The sequence below is a fragment of the Mesorhizobium sp. 43Arga genome, assembly GCF_053714255.1.
This window is the reverse complement of sequence record NZ_JBSKBO010000008.1, coordinates 139,118-156,178: the sequence shown is the minus strand read 5'-3', so window position 1 is coordinate 156,178 and position 17,061 is coordinate 139,118. Positions and strand designations below refer to the sequence as shown.

General features: G+C 64.3%; 17 protein-coding genes. 9 read left to right on the top strand and 8 right to left on the bottom strand.

Annotated features, from left to right (window positions below; genetic code table 11):
- Window positions 1-31: 31 nt before the first annotated feature.
- Window positions 32-322: a muconolactone Delta-isomerase family protein gene (locus tag ACWGS8_RS25495; protein WP_454583501.1), complete on the bottom strand. Its 291-nt coding sequence runs from the start codon at window positions 320-322 to the stop codon at window positions 32-34.
- A gap of 108 nt (window positions 323-430) precedes the next feature.
- Here ACWGS8_RS25495 and ACWGS8_RS25490 point away from each other — a divergent pair, with 108 nt between their 5' ends.
- Window positions 431-1,321, top strand: coding sequence for a LysR substrate-binding domain-containing protein (locus ACWGS8_RS25490; RefSeq protein ID WP_454583500.1), 891 nt, complete (start codon window positions 431-433; stop codon window positions 1,319-1,321).
- 28 nt (window positions 1,322-1,349) lie between these two features.
- On the opposite strand, the gene ACWGS8_RS25485 is transcribed toward ACWGS8_RS25490, so the two are convergent.
- Window positions 1,350-1,961 carry an LOG family protein gene (locus ACWGS8_RS25485; RefSeq protein WP_454583499.1) on the bottom strand — a complete coding sequence of 204 codons (612 nt, stop codon included), beginning with the start codon at window positions 1,959-1,961 and terminating at the stop codon, window positions 1,350-1,352.
- A gap of 142 nt (window positions 1,962-2,103) precedes the next feature.
- Here ACWGS8_RS25485 and ACWGS8_RS25480 point away from each other — a divergent pair, with 142 nt between their 5' ends.
- Window positions 2,104-3,582: a LysM peptidoglycan-binding domain-containing protein gene (locus tag ACWGS8_RS25480; RefSeq protein WP_454583498.1), complete on the top strand. Its 1,479-nt coding sequence runs from the start codon at window positions 2,104-2,106 to the stop codon at window positions 3,580-3,582.
- Window positions 3,583-3,595: 13 nt separating this feature from the next.
- Here the strand turns inward: ACWGS8_RS25480 and ACWGS8_RS25475 are convergent, their stop codons facing one another.
- Entirely contained in the window at window positions 3,596-4,393 is a 798-nt protein-coding gene (locus tag ACWGS8_RS25475) for an NAD(P)H-dependent oxidoreductase (RefSeq protein ID WP_454583497.1), read from the bottom strand.
- Window positions 4,394-4,486: 93 nt separating this feature from the next.
- Between ACWGS8_RS25475 and ACWGS8_RS25470 the strand changes: the two genes are divergently transcribed.
- The 4 genes from ACWGS8_RS25470 (at window position 4,487) to ACWGS8_RS25455 (ending at window position 8,309) form a co-directional block, all read left to right on the top strand.
- A complete protein-coding gene (locus tag ACWGS8_RS25470; RefSeq protein ID WP_454583496.1) occupies window positions 4,487-5,419 on the top strand; it encodes a LysR family transcriptional regulator in 933 nt (310 codons plus the stop codon).
- Window positions 5,420-5,589: 170 nt separating this feature from the next.
- Entirely contained in the window at window positions 5,590-5,937 is a 348-nt protein-coding gene (locus ACWGS8_RS25465) for an ArsR/SmtB family transcription factor (RefSeq protein WP_454583495.1), read from the top strand.
- 25 nt (window positions 5,938-5,962) lie between these two features.
- Window positions 5,963-7,846 (top strand): ABCB family ABC transporter ATP-binding protein/permease, encoded by a 1,884-nt coding sequence (locus tag ACWGS8_RS25460; protein ID WP_454583494.1) that lies wholly within the window; start codon window positions 5,963-5,965, stop codon window positions 7,844-7,846.
- A 115-nt stretch (window positions 7,847-7,961) separates the two neighbouring features.
- On the top strand, window positions 7,962-8,309 hold the full coding sequence (locus ACWGS8_RS25455; RefSeq protein ID WP_454583493.1) for an antibiotic biosynthesis monooxygenase: 348 nt from the start codon (window positions 7,962-7,964) through the stop codon (window positions 8,307-8,309).
- On the opposite strand, the gene ACWGS8_RS25450 is transcribed toward ACWGS8_RS25455, so the two are convergent.
- Window positions 8,306-9,172, bottom strand: coding sequence for an SMP-30/gluconolactonase/LRE family protein (locus ACWGS8_RS25450; RefSeq protein WP_454583492.1), 867 nt, complete (start codon window positions 9,170-9,172; stop codon window positions 8,306-8,308). The genes ACWGS8_RS25455 and ACWGS8_RS25450 overlap by 4 nt on opposite strands.
- A 172-nt stretch (window positions 9,173-9,344) precedes the next feature.
- On the opposite strand from ACWGS8_RS25450, the gene ACWGS8_RS25445 reads away from it, so the two are divergent.
- Window positions 9,345-10,127, top strand: a complete 783-nt coding sequence (locus ACWGS8_RS25445) for a phosphatidylserine decarboxylase (RefSeq protein WP_454583491.1) — start codon at window positions 9,345-9,347, stop codon at window positions 10,125-10,127.
- Between the two features lie 3 nt (window positions 10,128-10,130).
- Window positions 10,131-10,949 (top strand): CDP-alcohol phosphatidyltransferase family protein, encoded by an 819-nt coding sequence (locus ACWGS8_RS25440; RefSeq protein ID WP_454583490.1) that lies wholly within the window; start codon window positions 10,131-10,133, stop codon window positions 10,947-10,949.
- Window positions 10,950-11,108: 159 nt separating this feature from the next.
- Here the strand turns inward: ACWGS8_RS25440 and ACWGS8_RS25435 are convergent, their stop codons facing one another.
- Window positions 11,109-13,331 carry an AMP-binding protein gene (locus tag ACWGS8_RS25435; protein WP_454583489.1) on the bottom strand — a complete coding sequence of 741 codons (2,223 nt, stop codon included), beginning with the start codon at window positions 13,329-13,331 and terminating at the stop codon, window positions 11,109-11,111.
- 138 nt (window positions 13,332-13,469) lie between these two features.
- Window positions 13,470-13,877 carry a tautomerase family protein gene (locus ACWGS8_RS25430; protein ID WP_454583488.1) on the bottom strand — a complete coding sequence of 136 codons (408 nt, stop codon included), beginning with the start codon at window positions 13,875-13,877 and terminating at the stop codon, window positions 13,470-13,472.
- A gap of 113 nt (window positions 13,878-13,990) precedes the next feature.
- On the opposite strand from ACWGS8_RS25430, the gene ACWGS8_RS25425 reads away from it, so the two are divergent.
- Window positions 13,991-14,854, top strand: a complete 864-nt coding sequence (locus ACWGS8_RS25425; RefSeq protein ID WP_454583487.1) for a LysR substrate-binding domain-containing protein — start codon at window positions 13,991-13,993, stop codon at window positions 14,852-14,854.
- Window positions 14,855-15,055: 201 nt separating this feature from the next.
- Here ACWGS8_RS25425 and ACWGS8_RS25420 read toward each other — a convergent pair whose 3' ends face one another.
- Together ACWGS8_RS25420 and ACWGS8_RS25415 are read right to left on the bottom strand one after the other, a co-directional pair.
- Entirely contained in the window at window positions 15,056-15,964 is a 909-nt protein-coding gene (locus ACWGS8_RS25420; RefSeq protein ID WP_454583486.1) for a DMT family transporter, read from the bottom strand.
- Window positions 15,965-16,024: 60 nt separating this feature from the next.
- Window positions 16,025-16,912: a DMT family transporter gene (locus ACWGS8_RS25415; protein WP_454583485.1), complete on the bottom strand. Its 888-nt coding sequence runs from the start codon at window positions 16,910-16,912 to the stop codon at window positions 16,025-16,027.
- Window positions 16,913-17,061: the final 149 nt, after the last annotated feature.

Here is a 17,061-nt window from a genome sequence, read left to right as displayed (position 1 = left end):
TTCACCGCCACCGCATCGCGACTGGGATAACTCAGCGCTTCGGCCCAAATCCGGGATAAGGGTTGAGCGGCACGATGGCGGTAATCTCCATCATGCCGGCCTTGATCAGCGGCAAGGTGGCGAGATGGCCGCGCACTTCGGCGTCGTCGCCCGCCTCGAACATCATGCCGCTGCCGGGGATGTCGCCACGGTTCCAGACCTGGCGCACCGCGCCTTCGGCGTAGAGGGTGCGGCGCTGTTCGGCCTCGCCTGGCAGAAGCGGCGCAAAGTCGGCGTCGCCAAACTTTGCGGTGTTGCGTGTGAGAAGGGCAAAGAACTGCATGTCGGTCTCCTCTGGTTGGATGACCCACTATTCCCTGGGGATGGTCAGACTGTCCAAGACTAATTAGGATAAAGTTGAGACCTGTATGGACTAATCGTTGGAGAAAAAGTGTTCGACCTGCGCCAGCTCCGCTACTTCATCACCGTCGCCGAAACCGGAAATGTCGGTCGCGCCGCCGAAATCCTGCACATCTCGCAATCGCCGCTCAGCCGGCAGATCATGCAGCTCGAGGAGCAACTGGGCGTCACCCTATTCGAGAGGGCAAGGCAGCGGGTTCACCTCAATGCCGAGGGCCGCGCCTTCCTCACCGAGGCCCGCGCGCTGCTCGCCAATGCGGGGCGCGTGGAGGAGTTCGGCCGCAACCTCGCCGGCGGCGCTGTCGGCCGTCTCGCCATCGGCTATGTCGAGGGGGCCGTGCATGCCGGACTGGTCGCCCGCATGCTCGGGCAATTCCGCCGCGAGCGGCCGCAATTGCATCTCAGCCTGATGAGCCTGCGTTCCGCCGCGCAACTGGAAGGGCTGCGCCAGCGCACGCTCGATCTCGGCCTGGTCTATTCGCCGCCACCGGCCGACTATCCTGAAATTGCCTCGATGCTGGTCCGTCGCGAGCCGTTGGTGCTGGCGATACCCGAGGGCGATGCGCTTACGGCTGTCGCCGACATCGGCCCGCATCATCTCGACGGACGCCCGTGGGTCACTGTGGTGCGCCAGCCCGCCGACACCAACCGCGGCCAGTTCCTGGCCGCTTGCATCGAGGCCGGCTTCGTGCCCGACATCGCCTATGAGACCGCCGATCCCTTGACCTCGCTTGGCCTGGTCAGCGCAGGACTAGGCCTGGCGACGGTGCAGGAAAGCCTGCGAAGCGCCGCGCCGCCGGGAATAGTCTTCCGCGACCTTCCCTGGTTCAAGCGCAGCGTGGCGATTTATCTCGCCTGGCGCCGGCGGGATGAGCGCGCGGTGATTGGGGATTTGCGGAAGGCAGTAGGCAGTAGGCAGTAGGCAAGTCCTATTCCCTACTGCCTATTCCCTACATCTTGTCTATCACCGACTGCACGCCCTCGGTCGGGGCGTCGACGGAGGAGCCTGCCACCATGATGGCGGCGACGACGGCCTCCGGGTCGTTGATGACCAGCGGCTTGACCCGTTGCGCGGTGTGGATGAAGCCCTCTGCCGTCATGTGATCAAGCAACGCCGTCATCGGGTCCCAGAATCCGTTGACATTGGCGAAGACGATCGGCTTGCGGTGGTGGCCGAGTTGCGCCCAGGTCATGATCTCGACGATTTCCTCGACTGTGCCGATGCCGCCAGGCAGCGCCACAAAGGCGTCGGATTTCTCGAACATCTTGTGCTTGCGCTCGTGCATGTTGTCGGTGATCAGCAACTCGTCGAGCCGGTCGAGCGCGGTTTCAGTTGCTTCCCTGTTGATCAGGAAGCGGGGAATGATGCCGGTCACCTTGCCGCCGGCCTTGAGCGCGCCTTCGGCGACGGCGCCCATAATGCCTTTGGTACCGCCGCCATAGATCAGCCGCAGGCCCGCTTTGGCAATCGAGCGTCCGAGCAGGTGCCCGGCCTTCGCATAGATTTCATTGCGGCCCGGAGACGAGCCGCAATAGACGCAGACGGATCGAATCGTGTTCATGCGGATGATTGGTGATTGGGTCTGAAAGCGTGGTCAAGCCCTAAGGGTTGACAAGCCAGGCTTTTTCTTGACGGCCCGTTTTTCTTGTCGGCATTGGCAAAACACGCTAGACCGGCATTAGGTGGCTAAGGGGTAGGGAAATATGGCAATTAATCCACTGAAGGCGTTCCTGTTCGCGGCGGGTGGGACCGTCGCGGCCGCGGGAACCGCCTATGTATCGGGCGCACTCGACCCGTATCTTCATCCGACGCCGCCGGCGAAGGTTGCGGCCTTGACGCCGCCCGAGGCGCCGAAACCGGCTGATCCCGGCACGGAAGGGCGGCTGCCGGCGCCGGCGGTGCCGGCTGCTCCAGCCGCGGCGCCGCAGGCGACTACTCCAGCCGCGCCCGCGACAGAGGCTACGGCTCCGGCGGCGCCCGCACCGGCCGCACCCGCCGCGGCTGGCCCGACCGCACCGACTTTCGATGTCGTGCGCGTCGAGAGCAATGGCTCGATCGTCATCGCCGGCAATGCAGCGCCCAATTCAAAGGTCGAGATCCTGAGCGGCACGATGGTGCTTGGCTCGACGGTGGCGGGTCCCGATGGCGCCTTTGTCATCGTGCTCGACGATCCGCTGAAGCCTGGCGACTATACCATTACCCTGCATTCGACCGTCGGCACGGTCGTGACCGTCTCGGTCCAGACCGCTGTCGTTTCGGTTCCCAAGAATGCCGCTGGCCAGGTGCTGGCCATGGTCGAAGAGCCGGGCAAGCCGGCCGAACTGCTGACGGTTCCCGCGCCCGAGACCAAACCGGCAGCACCTGCCACCGGCGACCAGGCTGCCGCTCCGGCCGCACCGGCGCCAGCTCCGGCCGGTCAAGCGCCCGCAACTGCTGCTCCGGCGCCCGCCGCACCGGCAACACCGCCCGGCGCCGTGGGCGAACCCAAGATCGTCGTCGAGGCGGTCGAGATCGACGGCAACAAGATATTCGTCGCCGGTCTCGCCGATCCCGGCCGCAAGGTGCGCGCCTATGCCAACGACATCCTGCTTGGTGACGCGCTGACATCGCCGGACGGTCATTTCCTCATCGAGGCGACGCGCGACATTCCAGTCGGCAGCTACACCATCCATGTCGACGGCCTCGATGCCGACGGCGTGAAGGTCGTGGCCCGCGCCGCGGTGCCGTTCGAGCGCGAGCCGGGCGAAGCGGTTGCCGCCGTGGCGCCTGCCGGGACCAAGCCGGCGGATGCCAAGCCCGCTGAGACCAAGCCGGCCGCACCGGCAGCCGCCGAAGCACCCGCCTCTCCGGCTCCTGCCGCATCGGCAAAGACTCCGGCCGTTGTCGCTGCGGCCACACCGCCAAGCGACGTGCCGGAGGCCGTGGCGCCCAAACTCGAACATGCCGACGGCGCGGTCATCATCCGCCGCAACGACACGCTGTGGCGGATTTCGCGACGCGTCTACGGCCACGGCGTGCGCTATTCCACCATCTATCTCGCCAACCAGGACCAGATCAGGGATCCCAACCACATCTGGCCCGGCCAGGTGTTCAAGGTTCCGGAAAAGTCCAAGGAAGGTGAAGCCGCCGACCTCAAGGCAATGGGCGAGCAGGCGACGAAGGCGCCGACCAAGACGCAGTAGAAGCCCGCATCAATCAGCTGGCATCGCCTGCTTGGTTGGAGTGAAGCGCGAAACCGTTTGCACCGGGATCGCCCAGATCAGGGCGGAGATTCATGCTCGGAATGAGATAATCTCCGCCATTTTCCCGACGATATGGGATGGGCGCCGTCGTCGCCAGTGTCCGCATCCTGTCACGCAGCCGTTCAGCCACGGGCTCGAAGCCGGTCTCGTCGAGACGATCGACCTTGTAGACCACGAATGGCGGAAGCACGTCATATCCGGGGTAGTAGAGGATCCCGTGATTGATCGGAAACAGCAGGTCGTCGATGGGGCCATTGATCCCGCGCGGCGTGTAGTGCTCCTCCCAGCCTCCTGCGGTCACGATCAACATGGCGCGTTTTCCGACAAGGGTGCCCTCGCCATAGCGATCGCCCCAGCGCCGATCGCTATGCTCACCAACGCCATAAGCGAATCCGTAGGCGAACACACGGTCGACCCAGCCCTTGAGGATTGCCGGCATGGCGAACCACCAGAGCGGGAACTGCAGGATCAAGGTGTCGGCCCACAGGAGCTTCTCGATCTCGGCCTTCACATCGCCGGTTAGGGTGTTGGCCTCGAAACCCTTCTTGGAAGCCGCGACCGGGATGAGCCGCGCATCGGGTTCCAGCGAAGGGAAGTCGGCGCGATCGATCTCGGATTTCCAGCCATCGGCATACAGGTCCGACACGCGCACCTCATGCCCTTGAGCCTCGAGTTCCGTTATGGCGACGTCACGAAGGGCGCCGCTCAGCGAGCGTGATTCAGGGTGAGCGAAGACGAGGAGAACTTTCATGGGTTAGATCCAATGTTGAGGAAACTGACGGGAAGGTAGCCAATGGCCGTTCAATCCGCTATATGCAGGTAATGCATAATATTGTGCCGAATAATGGATAAGTCAGACATTACATTCGAGCGCATGCGCAGCTTCGTTCGCGTGGCCGAGCGTGGCAGCCTGTCGGCCGTCGCACGGGAATTTGGTGTCGGGCAGTCAACGATCACGCGGCACGTGCGGGAGCTCGAAGAAGCTGTTGGCGTGCCTTTGCTCAGCAGGACGACCCGGCGTGTCACGATGACCGCCGAAGGCAGCCGCTACTATGCCAATAGCGTTCAGATCCTGCGCCTCGTCGAACAGGCCAGCGATGAGGCCCGGGGCACGCGTGGCGCGCCCGCCGGCACGATCCGGATAAGCTGTACGGCGGCTTTCGGTGTCTTGCACGTCAGCCGGCTGATCTTCGCTTTTCAGGACCGTCATCCCGACATCGGGGTTGACCTCAGCCTCACGGATGAACGGGTGGACCTCGTCCGCGAGGGTGTCGATATCGCGCTTCGGCTGGGGCCGCTCACGGACAGCTCGTTGAAGCTGCGGGCCCTCGGCCAGTCGCGGCGTCTGCTCGTGGCCTCTCCGGACTATCTGGCGGCGAAGGGACGACCGGTCGTCCCTTCGGATCTGTCCCGGCATGAGGGCATACGGATGTCGAACGTCGCGGGCAGCGAAACGCTTGCCTTGCAGGGCGCCGGCGGTGAACGCCACACGGTGCCGTTCGCGGGGCGACTGCGTATCGATCATGGGCTCGCCGCGCGGCAGGCCATGATCGCCGCTCGCGGGATCGCGCCGGCGCATCGATGGCTTGTGGACGATCTTCTGGCGGCCGGCTTGCTGGAGACGATCCTTGCGGATTATGCGCTGCCGTCAGTCCCGCTGAATATGTTGATTGTTCCGGAGCGCGCGGGCGTCGCAAGGGTGCGCTTGCTGGTCGAGTTTCTGGCTGAGCAGATTGCCGATATTCCAGGGATCGAGAAATCCCTCCCGGAGCATTGATGCATGTCGCCCAAAAGTGACCTCGGTTTTGGGCCGAACGACATGCATGGAAACAAGGGCCTAAAGCGCGTCGCATGAATCCGGTTCGGCGCGAGGCTTTTAGCCGCCGTCCGATCTGCCCGGAAGAGTAGCTTGCGGTGGTGCCGTTCATCGTCTATCGCCGATGAACGATGACAGAATCCACCCTCGAACCAGACCGCGCTGCCGGCGCTCTACCCAACCGCGGCTCGGATAGCCACGCCGTCGCGACGCGATTTGCGGCGTTGTCGCATCCGGCCCGCATTGAGATACTGAAACACCTCTCGGCCAGCAATTCCTGCTGCTGCCGCGAGGTCGTCGACCGTTTCGATCTGGCGCAGTCCACCGTGTCCCAGCATCTGAAAATACTGGTCGAGGCTGGCCTGGTCCGTTTCGAGCCCGACCGCCAGCGCTCGCGCTATGCCGTTGATCGCGCAGCCCTTGCCGACGTATCGGCATCGCTGAACGCCCTCGTCGATTCCTGCTGCTCCGGCCGCTGACCCTCTCACCCGAAAGGCAAGAAAAGTGGCCGAAAAGACCGTCTCCGCCGACACCTCAACGCTCGCCACATTGCGCAATTTGTGGCCCTATATGTGGCCGGCCGACCGCGCCGATCTCAGGGCACGCGTCACCTGGGCGACGCTGCTGCTGGTCGTTGCCAAGGTGACGCTGGTCGCTGGTCCCTATTTCTTCAAATGGGCAACCGATGCGTTGGCGGGAGGGGCCAAAACGCCGCCGCCGCTGCCGTCTTTCCTGCTGGCCCCGGTGATGCTGGTCGTTGCCTACAATGTGCTGAGGCTGGTCCAGCTCGGCTTCAACCAGTTGCGCGATGCGCTGTTTGCCCGTGTCGGCCAGCATGCGGTGCGCCAGCTTGCGTTCCGCACCTTCGTTCACATGCACCAGCTGTCGCTGCGCTTCCATCTGGAGCGCCGCACCGGCGGCTTGTCGCGCATCATCGAGCGCGGCACCAAGGGTATCGAGACCATCGTGCGCTTCATCATGCTCAACACAGCGCCGACCATCCTCGAATTCGCGCTGACCGCCGGCATATTCGGTTTCACCTATGGCTGGAAATATGTGGCCGTGGTGGCGATCACCGTCTGGCTTTATGTCTGGTTCACGGTCAAGGCCAGCGACTGGCGCATCTCGATCCGCCGCGACATGAACGACAGCGACACCGACGCCAACACCAAGGCGATCGACTCGCTGCTCAATTTCGAGACGGTCAAATACTTCACCAATGAGCGCATGGAAGCCGACCGCTTCGACCGTTCGATGGCGCGCTACGAGATCGCCGCCACCAAGACCTGGACCTCGCTCGGCTGGCTGAATTTTGGCCAGGGCGTCATCTTCGGCCTCGGCACGGTCGTCGTCATGTGCATGTCGGCGCTGGAGGTGCAGGCCCATACGCAGAGCGTCGGCGATTTCGTCTTCATCAACGCCATGCTGGTGCAGCTTTCCGTGCCGCTCAACTTCATCGGCTTCATCTACCGCGAAATCCGGCAGGGGTTGACCGATATCGAGCATATGTTCGACCTCCTCGACGTGCCGCAGGAGATCGTCGACAGACCGGACGCCAAGCCGCTAACCGTCGGCGCTGGCAAGGTCGAGTTTCGCGACGTGCATTTCTCCTATGATCCGAACCGCAAGATCCTGAAGGGTGTTTCCTTCGAGGTGCCGGCCGGCAAGACGGTCGCCATTGTCGGGCCGTCGGGCGCGGGCAAGTCGACCATTTCGCGGCTGCTGTTCCGCTTCTACGACGTGCAGGCCGGCCAGGTGCTGATCGACGGCCAGGACATCCGGGATGTCACCCAGGACAGCCTGCGCGCGGTGCTCGGCATGGTGCCGCAGGATACCGTGCTGTTCAACGACACCATCGCCTACAACATCCGCTACGGCCGCGTCGGCGCGAGCGAGGAGGAAGTCCGCAAGGCCGCCGAACTCGCCCAGATCGGGCCGTTCATCGAAAAGCTGCCGGACGGCTACAAGTCGATGGTTGGCGAGCGCGGGCTGAAGCTTTCCGGCGGCGAAAAGCAGCGCGTGGCGATCGCCCGCACCATCCTGAAGGCGCCGCCGATCCTGATGCTCGACGAAGCGACTTCGGCGCTGGACAGCCACACCGAGCAGGAGATCCAGGCCGCGCTCGATCTCGTCAGCAAGGGCCGCACCACCATTGTGATTGCCCACCGTCTGTCGACAGTGATCTCCGCCGACGAGATCATTGTGCTCAAGGACGGCCAGATCGCCGAACGCGGCACCCATGTCGAGCTGATGCGCAAGCACGGCCTCTATGCCTCGATGTGGGACCGCCAGCGCGAGGCGACCGAAGCCGAGGAGCGCCTGCGCCTCGCCCGCGAGGGCGACGAGCTCGGCGTCATCGTTCGCCGGCGGACGTCGGAGGTAAATTGACGCCACTTTCCTTCAAGGGGAGAGGGAAAAAATCCGCTTGACCTCGACTTAAGTTGAGATTGTACGCCGGTCCTGGAGCCCGAAAACACCATCATCCAGGAACGGAACAATCGAAATGAACGACATAAATCAGAACGTCAACGGCGGCAGCGTGTTCAGGGTGGACAAGTTCATCGTCCCGGCCGCCGCCCGCGAGGAGATCCTCGTCAAGGTCAGGGCGACGCATGAATTGCTGCGCCAGCAGCAGGGTTTCGTGCAGGATTTCCTACTCGAGCAATTTTCGGGGCCGGGCGAATTCAACCTGGTGACGATCGTCGAATGGGAAAGCCAGGCGGCCGTCGACAAGGTCGTGCCGATCGTCAAGGCCGCGCATGAGCGCATCGCTTTCAATCCGCAGGAGACGATAGCGCGCCTCGGCGTGCGGGCCGACATCGCCAACTATCAGCGGATTCCCGGGCTCTAGCCCGGCCAGCCGACGCCCGGTGCCGGCGCTTCAATGCTGAGCACCTGGCCGGTGCGGGCGTCGCTGACCATGTGCTCGAAGCCGCGCCATTCGGCGGCGACGATGAACAGCGTCCTCCTGTCCGCGCCGCCCAGCATGCAGGCGAAGCAGCCGCGATCGACGGTGACGGTCTGCAGCACCTCGCCGCCTTCGCGCACCCGCACGCAGTGCTTGTTGGGAACATCCGCGTACCAGACCGCGCCTTCGGCATCGAGGCAGATGCCGTCGGGATAACCGTCGAGGTCGGCCCAGACGCGCCGGTTGGACAGGCTGCCGTCGGCGGCGATATCGAAGGCGGTCAGCCGGTTGCCATGGGATTCGGCAAGGATCAGCGCCTTGTTGTCCGGGGTCACCGCCATGCCGTTGGCAAAGGCGATGTTGTCGGCCACTAGCCGGACCGCGCCGTCCGCCGTGATCAGCACGATGGTGCCCGGGCCGAAATACTCACCGGCAGCCGGCGCCGGCCCGCCGCCATTCACATAAATGTTGCCGCGCCCGTCGACGACGATCTCGTTCCACGGGCTTTTCGATCGGCCGCGCAGATCGGCATGGGTGACAAGCCTGCCATCCACTTCCTGTCGCAGCAGCAAGCCTTCGCGGCCTGAGACGACCAGCAGCCGGCCATCCGGCAGCCAGTCGATGGAATAGGGCAGGACGGCAGGCACGGTGAGCATGATTTCGCGATTGCCGTCGGCGTCGATCGCGACGATCTCGCCCGTGCCCCAGTTGCAGACCCACAGGCGTCCGTCATGCCAGCGCGGTGATTCACCGAAGGCGAGGCCCGCGGTAACGAGGCGCGCCGGGGTAGCCGGTTGTATCTGCATGGGGAACTCCTCGTTGCGCGCCATCATGGCTGAAAGGACCTTGGAAAGATTGCTGTCTCACTAAGGACGGGCGAGGGGCCTTCTTTCCGACAGCCGCTTTGTTATTTCGTTCAGGAATACCGCCAATATCGCACGTGCTGTTGCTCATCGTCGCGCCCGCCAGCCGCAGCCAATGCGGCGTCGCCGATTGTTGCGTTGCGGCGAAGGGGGCTTTCAGCTATTGAGGCCCGACCTGAAACGGAGCCGCCCCAGCCCGATGAGCCTTGTCGATACGGTCAAGAACGCGTTCGTACCGATCCATCGCGAAGGCTATCCCTTCATCGCGGCCTTTGGCGCGGGCACACTGTTCCTTGGCTATTTCTCCTCGATCCTGTTCTGGATCGGCCTGATCCTGACCGCCTGGTGCGTCTATTTCTTCCGCGACCCCGAGCGTGTCACGCCGGTCGACGATCGCCTGGTGGTGAGCCCCGCCGATGGCATCATCTCGGCCGTAGGACCGGCCGTGCCGCCGCGCGAGCTTGGCCTCGGCAATGTCGAGATGACCCGCATCTCGGTGTTCATGAATGTCTTTTCCTGCCATGTGAACCGATCGCCCGTACGCGGCCGTATCGCCAAGATCGAACATCGGCCGGGAAAATTCCTCAACGCCGAACTCGACAAGGCCAGCACCGAGAACGAACGCAACGGCCTTGTCATCGAGAGCCCCAATGGCACGGTGGCTGCCGTCCAGATCGCCGGCCTGGTGGCGCGCCGCATCGTCTGCTGGGCCGAGGCCGGCGCTTCGATCGGCACCGGCGAGCGTTTCGGCCTGATCCGCTTCGGCTCGCGCGTCGACGTGTTCCTGCCCTTGACCGCGACGCCACGCGTTGCCGTTGGCCAGACGGCGGTCGGTGGTGAAACCGTGCTCGCCGAATTCGGCGGTGTCGCCGGCACTCCCCTTGTGCGGATTTCCTGAGCCTTGGGCGCGCCGTTCAAGAAGTTCGAGGCCCATGCCAGCGGCGGTCCGCGCATCCGCGAGATCCCGATGCGCATGGTGCTGCCCAATCTGGTCACCGTGCTCGCCATCTGCGCCGGCCTGTCTGGCATCCGCTTTGCCTTCGAAGACCGCTTCGAGACGGCGGTGGTGATGGTGCTGCTGGCTGCCTTTCTCGATGGCATCGACGGTCGGCTCGCACGCATGCTGAAGGCGACTTCGAAATTCGGCGCGCAGATGGATTCGCTCGCCGACATTGTCAATTTCGGTGTCGCGCCGGCCTTGGTGCTTTATGCCTTCCTGCTCGACCGCGCCGGCTCGCCGGGGTGGATCGCCGCTCTGCTGTTCGCCATCGCCTGCGGGCTCAGGCTCGCCCGCTTCAACGTGCTCGACGACGAGAAGGCCGACCGTCCGCTGTGGCAGTCGGAATATTTCGTCGGCGTGCCGGCGCCGGCGGGCGCGGTGCTGGTGATGCTGCCGCTCTATCTGTTCTTCCTGAGGCTCGGGCTGGAGCCAAGCCGGCCGGCCGCCTTCGTCGCCACCGGCTTCACGATCCTGGTCGCTTTCCTGCTGGTCAGCCGGCTGCCGGTCTATTCCGGCAAGAGCATCAAGATCCCGGGCGACAGGGTGCTGCCGGTCATTCTCGCCGTCGTGCTCTACATCCTCTTGCTGATGACCTATCCCTGGTACACGCTGACGGCGTCGGTCGCGGGTTATCTGATCTTCCTGCCGTTTTCCGTGCGCGCCTATTCCAAGCGCGCCAAGCTCGAAGGCGAAAAGGTGCCACCTTCGGACATAGGTTAGCGCACCTTAATCTCCCCCCTTGAGGGGGAGATGCCCGCGAAGCGGCAAGAGGGGGTCCTCGCGAGTGAAGCGCTATCGTCCATTTGTGGAATAGGTCGAGCCCTGTCGAACCAACCCCCTCTGTCGCCTTTGGCGACATCTCCCCCTCAAGGGGGGAGATTAAGCAGCCACGCCCAGTCCCAGCCTGTCGATCGCCAGCTTCCTGGTCGAGACATAATCGGTCTTGCCGGAACCAAGCACCGGGATTTCTTCTACCTTGACGATGTCGTTGGGCACCATGAGTTCGGCGGCCCCGGCTTTCTTGCCGAACTGGCGCAATTCTTCGGGATTGGCATCGTCGGCGGTGGTGACCAGCACGATGCGCTCGCCGCGCCTCTTGTCGGGCACCGCCACCGCCGCATGGCGTTCTTCCGGCCACAGCGACTGCACCAGCATCTCGACCGCGCCCAACGACACCATCTCGCCGGCGATCTTGGCGAAGCGCTTGGCGCGGCCGCGAATGGTGATGAAGCCTTCGCGGTCGACGGCGACGATGTCGCCGGTGTCATGCCAGCCGCTCAGCGGCTGCAGCTCACCGGGGCGGTCGGCGGTCATGTAGCCCATCATCAGATTAGGGCCATCGAGCCACAACTGGCCGGCGTCCGAAATGCCTTCGACCGGCTCCAGCTTCATGCGCATGGCCGGCAACAGCCGGCCGACCGTACCATCGCGGCCGTGGATGGCGGTGTTGACGGCGACCACGGGGGCGGCCTCGGTCAGCCCGAAACCTTCGATGATCTCGGCCTGGAAGCGCTCGCGATAGACGCGGCGGGTTTCCGGCTTCACCGCCTCGGCGCCGGCAACGACGAAGCGCAGGCTGGAGAAATCGCCGTCCTTGGCTGTGCGCGCATAGTTGGCGAGGAAAGTGTCGGTGCCGAACATGACCGTTGGCTGCACCTTGCGGGCGATCTCGGGGATGATCTTGTAGTGGAGCGGCGAGGGGTAGAGGAACAGCTTTACCCCGGTGACCAGCGGCAGGATGGTGCCGCCCGTCAGGCCGAAGGAATGGAACACCGGCAGCACGTTGAGTAGGATATCGGCCGGCGAGATGGTGATGCGCGCCTCGGCCTGCATGGCATTGGCGAGGAGGTTCCTTTGCGACAGGACAACCGCCTTTGGCGTGCCTTCCGAGCCTGAGGTGAACAGGATCACGCCCGGCTTGGCCGCGTCCTGGCGCTGCAGCGGCAAACGCCACAGCAAGGCGGCGGCAAGCTTGTCCAGCGCGGTGACGCCGGTCCGAACATCTTCCAGCCACAGCAGCCTGGCCCCGCCCTTTTCGACCGCGGCGACGATATCGGCAAGATCGGCTTTCTCGACGAAGGCGCGCGAAGAGATGACGGTGCGGATGACGGCCGTGCGTACGGCGGCGGTGACGCTCGCCGGCCCGGCCGTGTAGTTGATCATCGCCGCCACCCGTCCCGCCGACACAAGGCCGACGAATGACATCACGACGCCATTGGCGTTGGGCAGCATTATCCCCACCGCCTCGCCTGGCGCCGTCACCGCCTCGAAACGCCTGCCCAGCACGCGGGCGCCGATGAACATCTTGCGGTAGCTCAGCGCGCCCGAGATGACATCCTCGATGATTGGATGCGAGGCGCCGACCCTGGCTGCCGCATCGCGCATGGCCAGGAACAGGCCGCGGTCGAGGTCATTGCCGAAAAGCCGGGCCTCGGCGACGCGGTCGAACAGCGCATTGGTGTTCGAGGCCTGGTCCGGATTGCGCGCCACCAGTTCGGCGACGGTCATCGGCTCCAGTACGCTCATCGAGAGCTGCGGAAACCAGTGCCGCGGAGCCTTGGCCGCCGGCGTCAGGGACACAGGCAGGCTGCGCGCGCCGGCGACAAAGATCGGCACGATGCGGGCGTCGGCCTGCATGGCAATGCGGGTGACGGCGCGAAACAGCCGGAACGTCTTGACGTCCGGCTCGACGGCGTCCGGCAGATAGACGGCGAGCCGGCCCTTGCCCTTCAGCACACGCACCAGCCGGCGGCTGACGAAAAGATGTTCGGCATTGAAGGCAATCGTGCGGCCAAGCTCACGCCAGGGTTCCAGCCACGGCGAGCGCGCCGAGACCTCGTCGAGGATGTGCAGCGTGTCATCCGGCAGCAGCGACAGCATCAGCGCCGGTTCGAAGCGCGACTGGTGGGAGATGACGTAGATGACCGGAGCCTGCGCCTTGCGCGCGATCCTGATGCGGCTGTCGCTGATCCGGTAGGTGAGCTTGAACGGCACATAGAGCATCGCCTGGCTGACACGCAGGCCGAGGCGGAATTTTTCCACCACGCCGATCAGCAGCCAGGCCAGGACAAGACCCGCAAGCAGCGCCAGTGTCAGGATCATGCCGCGTCTCTCCCAACGATTTTTGTCACCGCGGCTCTTCCGCGGCCGCGTCGGCGCAGAGCGTAGCGCAAGTGGGCGCTAGGTCAATGTGGGAAGAGACGGTGTTCCTTCTCCCTCCGGAGGGAGTAGGAACGAGCCCTACGCCGCCTTCAACCGTCCGCTGATGAAGCGGAACTCCTGCGTCTTGCCGCCATAGCCATAGGCGGCTGCCGGCACCTCATGCACGAAGGCGTAGCTTTCTTCGTGCACACCACCCAGCAGGCGGCCGAAGGCATCGAAGAGAGCCTTGAGATAGGCTTCCAGCTCAAGCTTGGTGTTGGTGCCGTCGACCACCTTGATATCCAGCCAGAACGTGTTGGTGCCTTGCTCGGCTAATGATTTGCCGCCGGCGAACCAATGCTGCGGATCGATGTAGGACACGGCAACGGCGGTGATCGTCGGATCCTTGCGCAACTGCGTGGCCGTGATCGCGGTGATTTCCCTGGCGATGCTGGCGGACAAAGCGGCGTTCGGCTTGCCGGTGACGCTGATATTGATGATGGGCATTTTTCGTCTCCTTGGTTCTAGCGGCCTCTGATCGCCGTTGGAGAGATCATGTCACCATCATTGAGACAAAAAAATCGAATTGTTTTCAATTGAAGATTCGATATTATCGAATTATGGAAACATTCGATCCCGATCTGCTCAAAACCTTCCTCGCTTTCGTCGACAGCGGTTCGCTGGCGCAGGCGGCCATCAGCGTCGGCCGTTCGCCTTCGGCCGTGACCGCCCAGATGCAGCGGCTGGAGGAGATCGTTGGCGAGCCGCTGCTGGCGCCGCAGGGCAGGGGGCGCGGCCTGACGCCGACCGGGGAGGACCTCGTCGGCCACGCCAGGCGCATCCTTGCCGCGCACCGTGAGGCCTGGCTGGCGCTAAAGGGCGCGCGGGCTGCCGGGCGTGTCGCCATCGGCACGACACAGGATTTCGCCGACAGCGGCCTGCCGGAGCTTTTGCGTGCCTTCGCCACCAGCCATCCGCGCGTCAGGATCGAATTGCGGGTCGGACGCTCCGCCGAACTAGCGCAGGCGCTGCAGGCCGGCAGCCTCGATCTGGCGATTGTTATGCGCCAGGCGGCCGCGGCGGACGAGGTCGGCGTCCTGCGCGAGCCGATGATGTGGCTGTGTGCTGGGAAAGGGCTCGCCTCGCGGCAGGAAGAACTGCCGCTGGCGCTGCTCGATCCCTATTGCGGTTTTCGCGAGGCTGCGCTGGCAGCGCTCGATGCTGCCGGCCGCCGCTACCGCATCGCCGCCGGCAGTGCCAGCCTGGCCGGCCTGCGCACCGCGGTGAATGCCGGCGTTGCCCTGACCTTGCGAACCCCGCGCTTTGCCCATTCCGGCATTGTCGAAGCGCCGCGCGAGCTTGGCCTGCCGCCGGTTCCGATGGCCGAATTCGCGATCCGGCTGCGTACCGGAGCCGATGGGTCGGCGGGCGATCTCGCGGCGCTGCTCAGCGGCAACCTGGCGGTGTCCGGGGCACCTGGCTGATCTGGCAGGGCGAGACGCCTTTTCGCCAGCTATTTGCAAGGAAAAGCCGATCCTACGGTCGGGCCTGTTAGCAAAGAAAAAGCCGACCTTGCGGTCGGCTTCGAAGTAGGACGGGCCGAGGGGTTTGGGGGGACTTGGGGGGTGGCCCGTCGCACCAATAATGTCTGAGTCCGATGATGGTTCCGTGACTGTGTCACTTTTTTAAGAAATATTTGACGCCGCCTGCTGTGAGCGGGCTGCCAGCCAGTCGCGGCCGGCATGGGCGAACACCGCGCAGAGCACAATGGCGCCCCCGACCATGCTGGCGACAGGCGGTATCTCGGCCAGGAAAAGCAAGGCAAACAGGATCGCGAACGGCACTTCCGCCGAGCCGAGCAGGCCGGATTCGGGCGCCGGGATAAGCCGCGCGCCTTCCGTCCACAGGATCGACGACAATGCGAAGGATGCGCCGAAGGTGACGAGCAGAACAGCATCCCTTGCCGACACCGCCAGGGGATCGGTGATGAACCAGCCGAGAATGAATAGCAGGAAGGCTGAAACCGCGCCGGCCCACACCACCGGCGTGTCACGAAAGGCGCGCACCATGATCATGTAGAGCGCGCTGCCGGCCGTCATCAGCAGCGCTAGCCCGTCGCCGAACAGATGGCCGGTGCCGAACCCCGACCAGACCATGATGCCTACACCGCACAGCGACACGGCCGCCGCGAGCATCGTCTGCAGGCGGAAAGGCTCGCGCACCAGCACCCAGGCCAGCAGGGCGGCAATGAAGGGCGACGTCGCATAGATGACCGCGACATTGGCGACATAAGTGAATTTGAATGCCGAGATGAAGGCGATGCTCGCCAGCGCGCCTTCCACCGCCAGCAGCCAGCCGCGCCAGCCAAGCCGCAGCGTGCCGCGGTTGCCCGAGCGATGGCGGCGCCACAGCACATAGAGGCTGATCAGGATCGAGCCGACAAAGCCGCGCCAGCAGGTGATCGTCAGCGGATCGGCGTGGATCGACTTGGTCAAGACACCGGTCAGGCCGAACACCGCGGCCGATGACGACACCAATATGATGCCAAGCGTGCGTTCGGTGGCTTCGGTTTTGGCGGCTGAGACGTCAGTCATGCCGGCAACCTACCCCGTCCGGTCCTGACATCGTAGGGTCAGCAGTGAGCGCCATCCACATCACAGCCGCTTGCGGAAATGCTCGCCGCCGACGATCAGCAGCCCTGCGGCGATAATCAGGGCGGCACCGACAAACACTTCGCGGCGCGGTACGTCGCCCCAGATCGCGAAGCCGAGCGCGAACGCCCATAACAGCGAGCTGTATTCAAGAGGCGCGAGGATCGACGCCGGCGAGCGCTTCATGCCTTCGAAGAGAAGGTATTGCGCCAGGCCGCCGAGTGCGCCGACGCTGGCGAGAAGCAGCAACTGCGCCAGATCGGGCGTATGCCACCACAACAGCGCCGGCACCGCCGAAAACACCAGGAAATAGAAATTATTGAGGAGAAGCTGGATCATCGAGCGCTCGGCGAGTGCTGTCTTGCGCAGCAGCACGACGGCGATGGCCCATAAAAGAGCGGCCGCCAGCACCAGCAGCACCGGCACGGATAGGCCGAGATGGGTCGGGTCGCAAGCGACGAAGACGCCGGCAAAACCGATCAAAACCGCCAGCCAGCGCAGCATCGGCACCTTTTCGCCGAGCAGGAACACCGAAAGCACTGTGACGATGATCGGCGCCGCGTAATAGACGGTGGTCAGTTCGGCGAGCTGCAGGCTGCGGGCGGCGTTGTAGTAACATAGCCAGGCGGCAAGGGTGAAGGCGCTGCGCACCAGCATCGGCCGCACGATCGGCGAGCGCACCGTGTCGGCAAACAGTTGCCGCCCGCCGATCGCCGCGCAGGCGCCGAGGATGGTGATGCTGCGGAAGAACATGATCTGCCAGACCGTCATGCCGGCAACCAGCAGCTTGATCGAGGCGTCCTGCGTCGAAAACAAGAGATAGGCGGCACCGGTCAGCAGGATGCCGGCGAGAACCCTTTCGCGTGTTTCGAGAATGGCGACATCGGCCATAGGCGCGGACCAGAGGTGCGGGAAGCGACAGGAATAGCTCGAGGACACTGGGAAATCAGGCCTCGGCTCCCAGCTATACGGGTGAAAGTCGACACAGCGCTACGCCAGCCCTGAGCTTGCGTTGGGGCAGGGATTGCTTGCTTCCAGGA

What these genes read in the sequence shown, in the direction of transcription:
- ACWGS8_RS25425 (WP_454583487.1), top strand. Translation starts at nt 13,991, where the DNA reads ATGGAAACATTCGATCCCGATCTGCTCAAAACCTTCCTCGCTTTCGTC.
- ACWGS8_RS25435 (WP_454583489.1), bottom strand. Translation starts at nt 13,331, where the DNA reads ATGATCCTGACACTGGCGCTGCTTGCGGGTCTTGTCCTGGCCTGGCTG.
- ACWGS8_RS25420 (WP_454583486.1), bottom strand. Translation starts at nt 15,964, where the DNA reads ATGACTGACGTCTCAGCCGCCAAAACCGAAGCCACCGAACGCACGCTT.
- ACWGS8_RS25450 (WP_454583492.1), bottom strand. Translation starts at nt 9,172, where the DNA reads ATGCAGATACAACCGGCTACCCCGGCGCGCCTCGTTACCGCGGGCCTC.
- ACWGS8_RS25475 (WP_454583497.1), bottom strand. Translation starts at nt 4,393, where the DNA reads ATGAAAGTTCTCCTCGTCTTCGCTCACCCTGAATCACGCTCGCTGAGC.
- ACWGS8_RS25445 (WP_454583491.1), top strand. Translation starts at nt 9,345, where the DNA reads ATGCGGCGTCGCCGATTGTTGCGTTGCGGCGAAGGGGGCTTTCAGCTA.
- ACWGS8_RS25495 (WP_454583501.1), bottom strand. Translation starts at nt 322, where the DNA reads ATGCAGTTCTTTGCCCTTCTCACACGCAACACCGCAAAGTTTGGCGAC.
- ACWGS8_RS25470 (WP_454583496.1), top strand. Translation starts at nt 4,487, where the DNA reads ATGGATAAGTCAGACATTACATTCGAGCGCATGCGCAGCTTCGTTCGC.
- ACWGS8_RS25485 (WP_454583499.1), bottom strand. Translation starts at nt 1,961, where the DNA reads ATGAACACGATTCGATCCGTCTGCGTCTATTGCGGCTCGTCTCCGGGC.
- ACWGS8_RS25415 (WP_454583485.1), bottom strand. Translation starts at nt 16,912, where the DNA reads ATGGCCGATGTCGCCATTCTCGAAACACGCGAAAGGGTTCTCGCCGGC.
- ACWGS8_RS25465 (WP_454583495.1), top strand. Translation starts at nt 5,590, where the DNA reads ATGACAGAATCCACCCTCGAACCAGACCGCGCTGCCGGCGCTCTACCC.
- ACWGS8_RS25480 (WP_454583498.1), top strand. Translation starts at nt 2,104, where the DNA reads ATGGCAATTAATCCACTGAAGGCGTTCCTGTTCGCGGCGGGTGGGACC.
- ACWGS8_RS25455 (WP_454583493.1), top strand. Translation starts at nt 7,962, where the DNA reads ATGAACGACATAAATCAGAACGTCAACGGCGGCAGCGTGTTCAGGGTG.
- ACWGS8_RS25430 (WP_454583488.1), bottom strand. Translation starts at nt 13,877, where the DNA reads ATGCCCATCATCAATATCAGCGTCACCGGCAAGCCGAACGCCGCTTTG.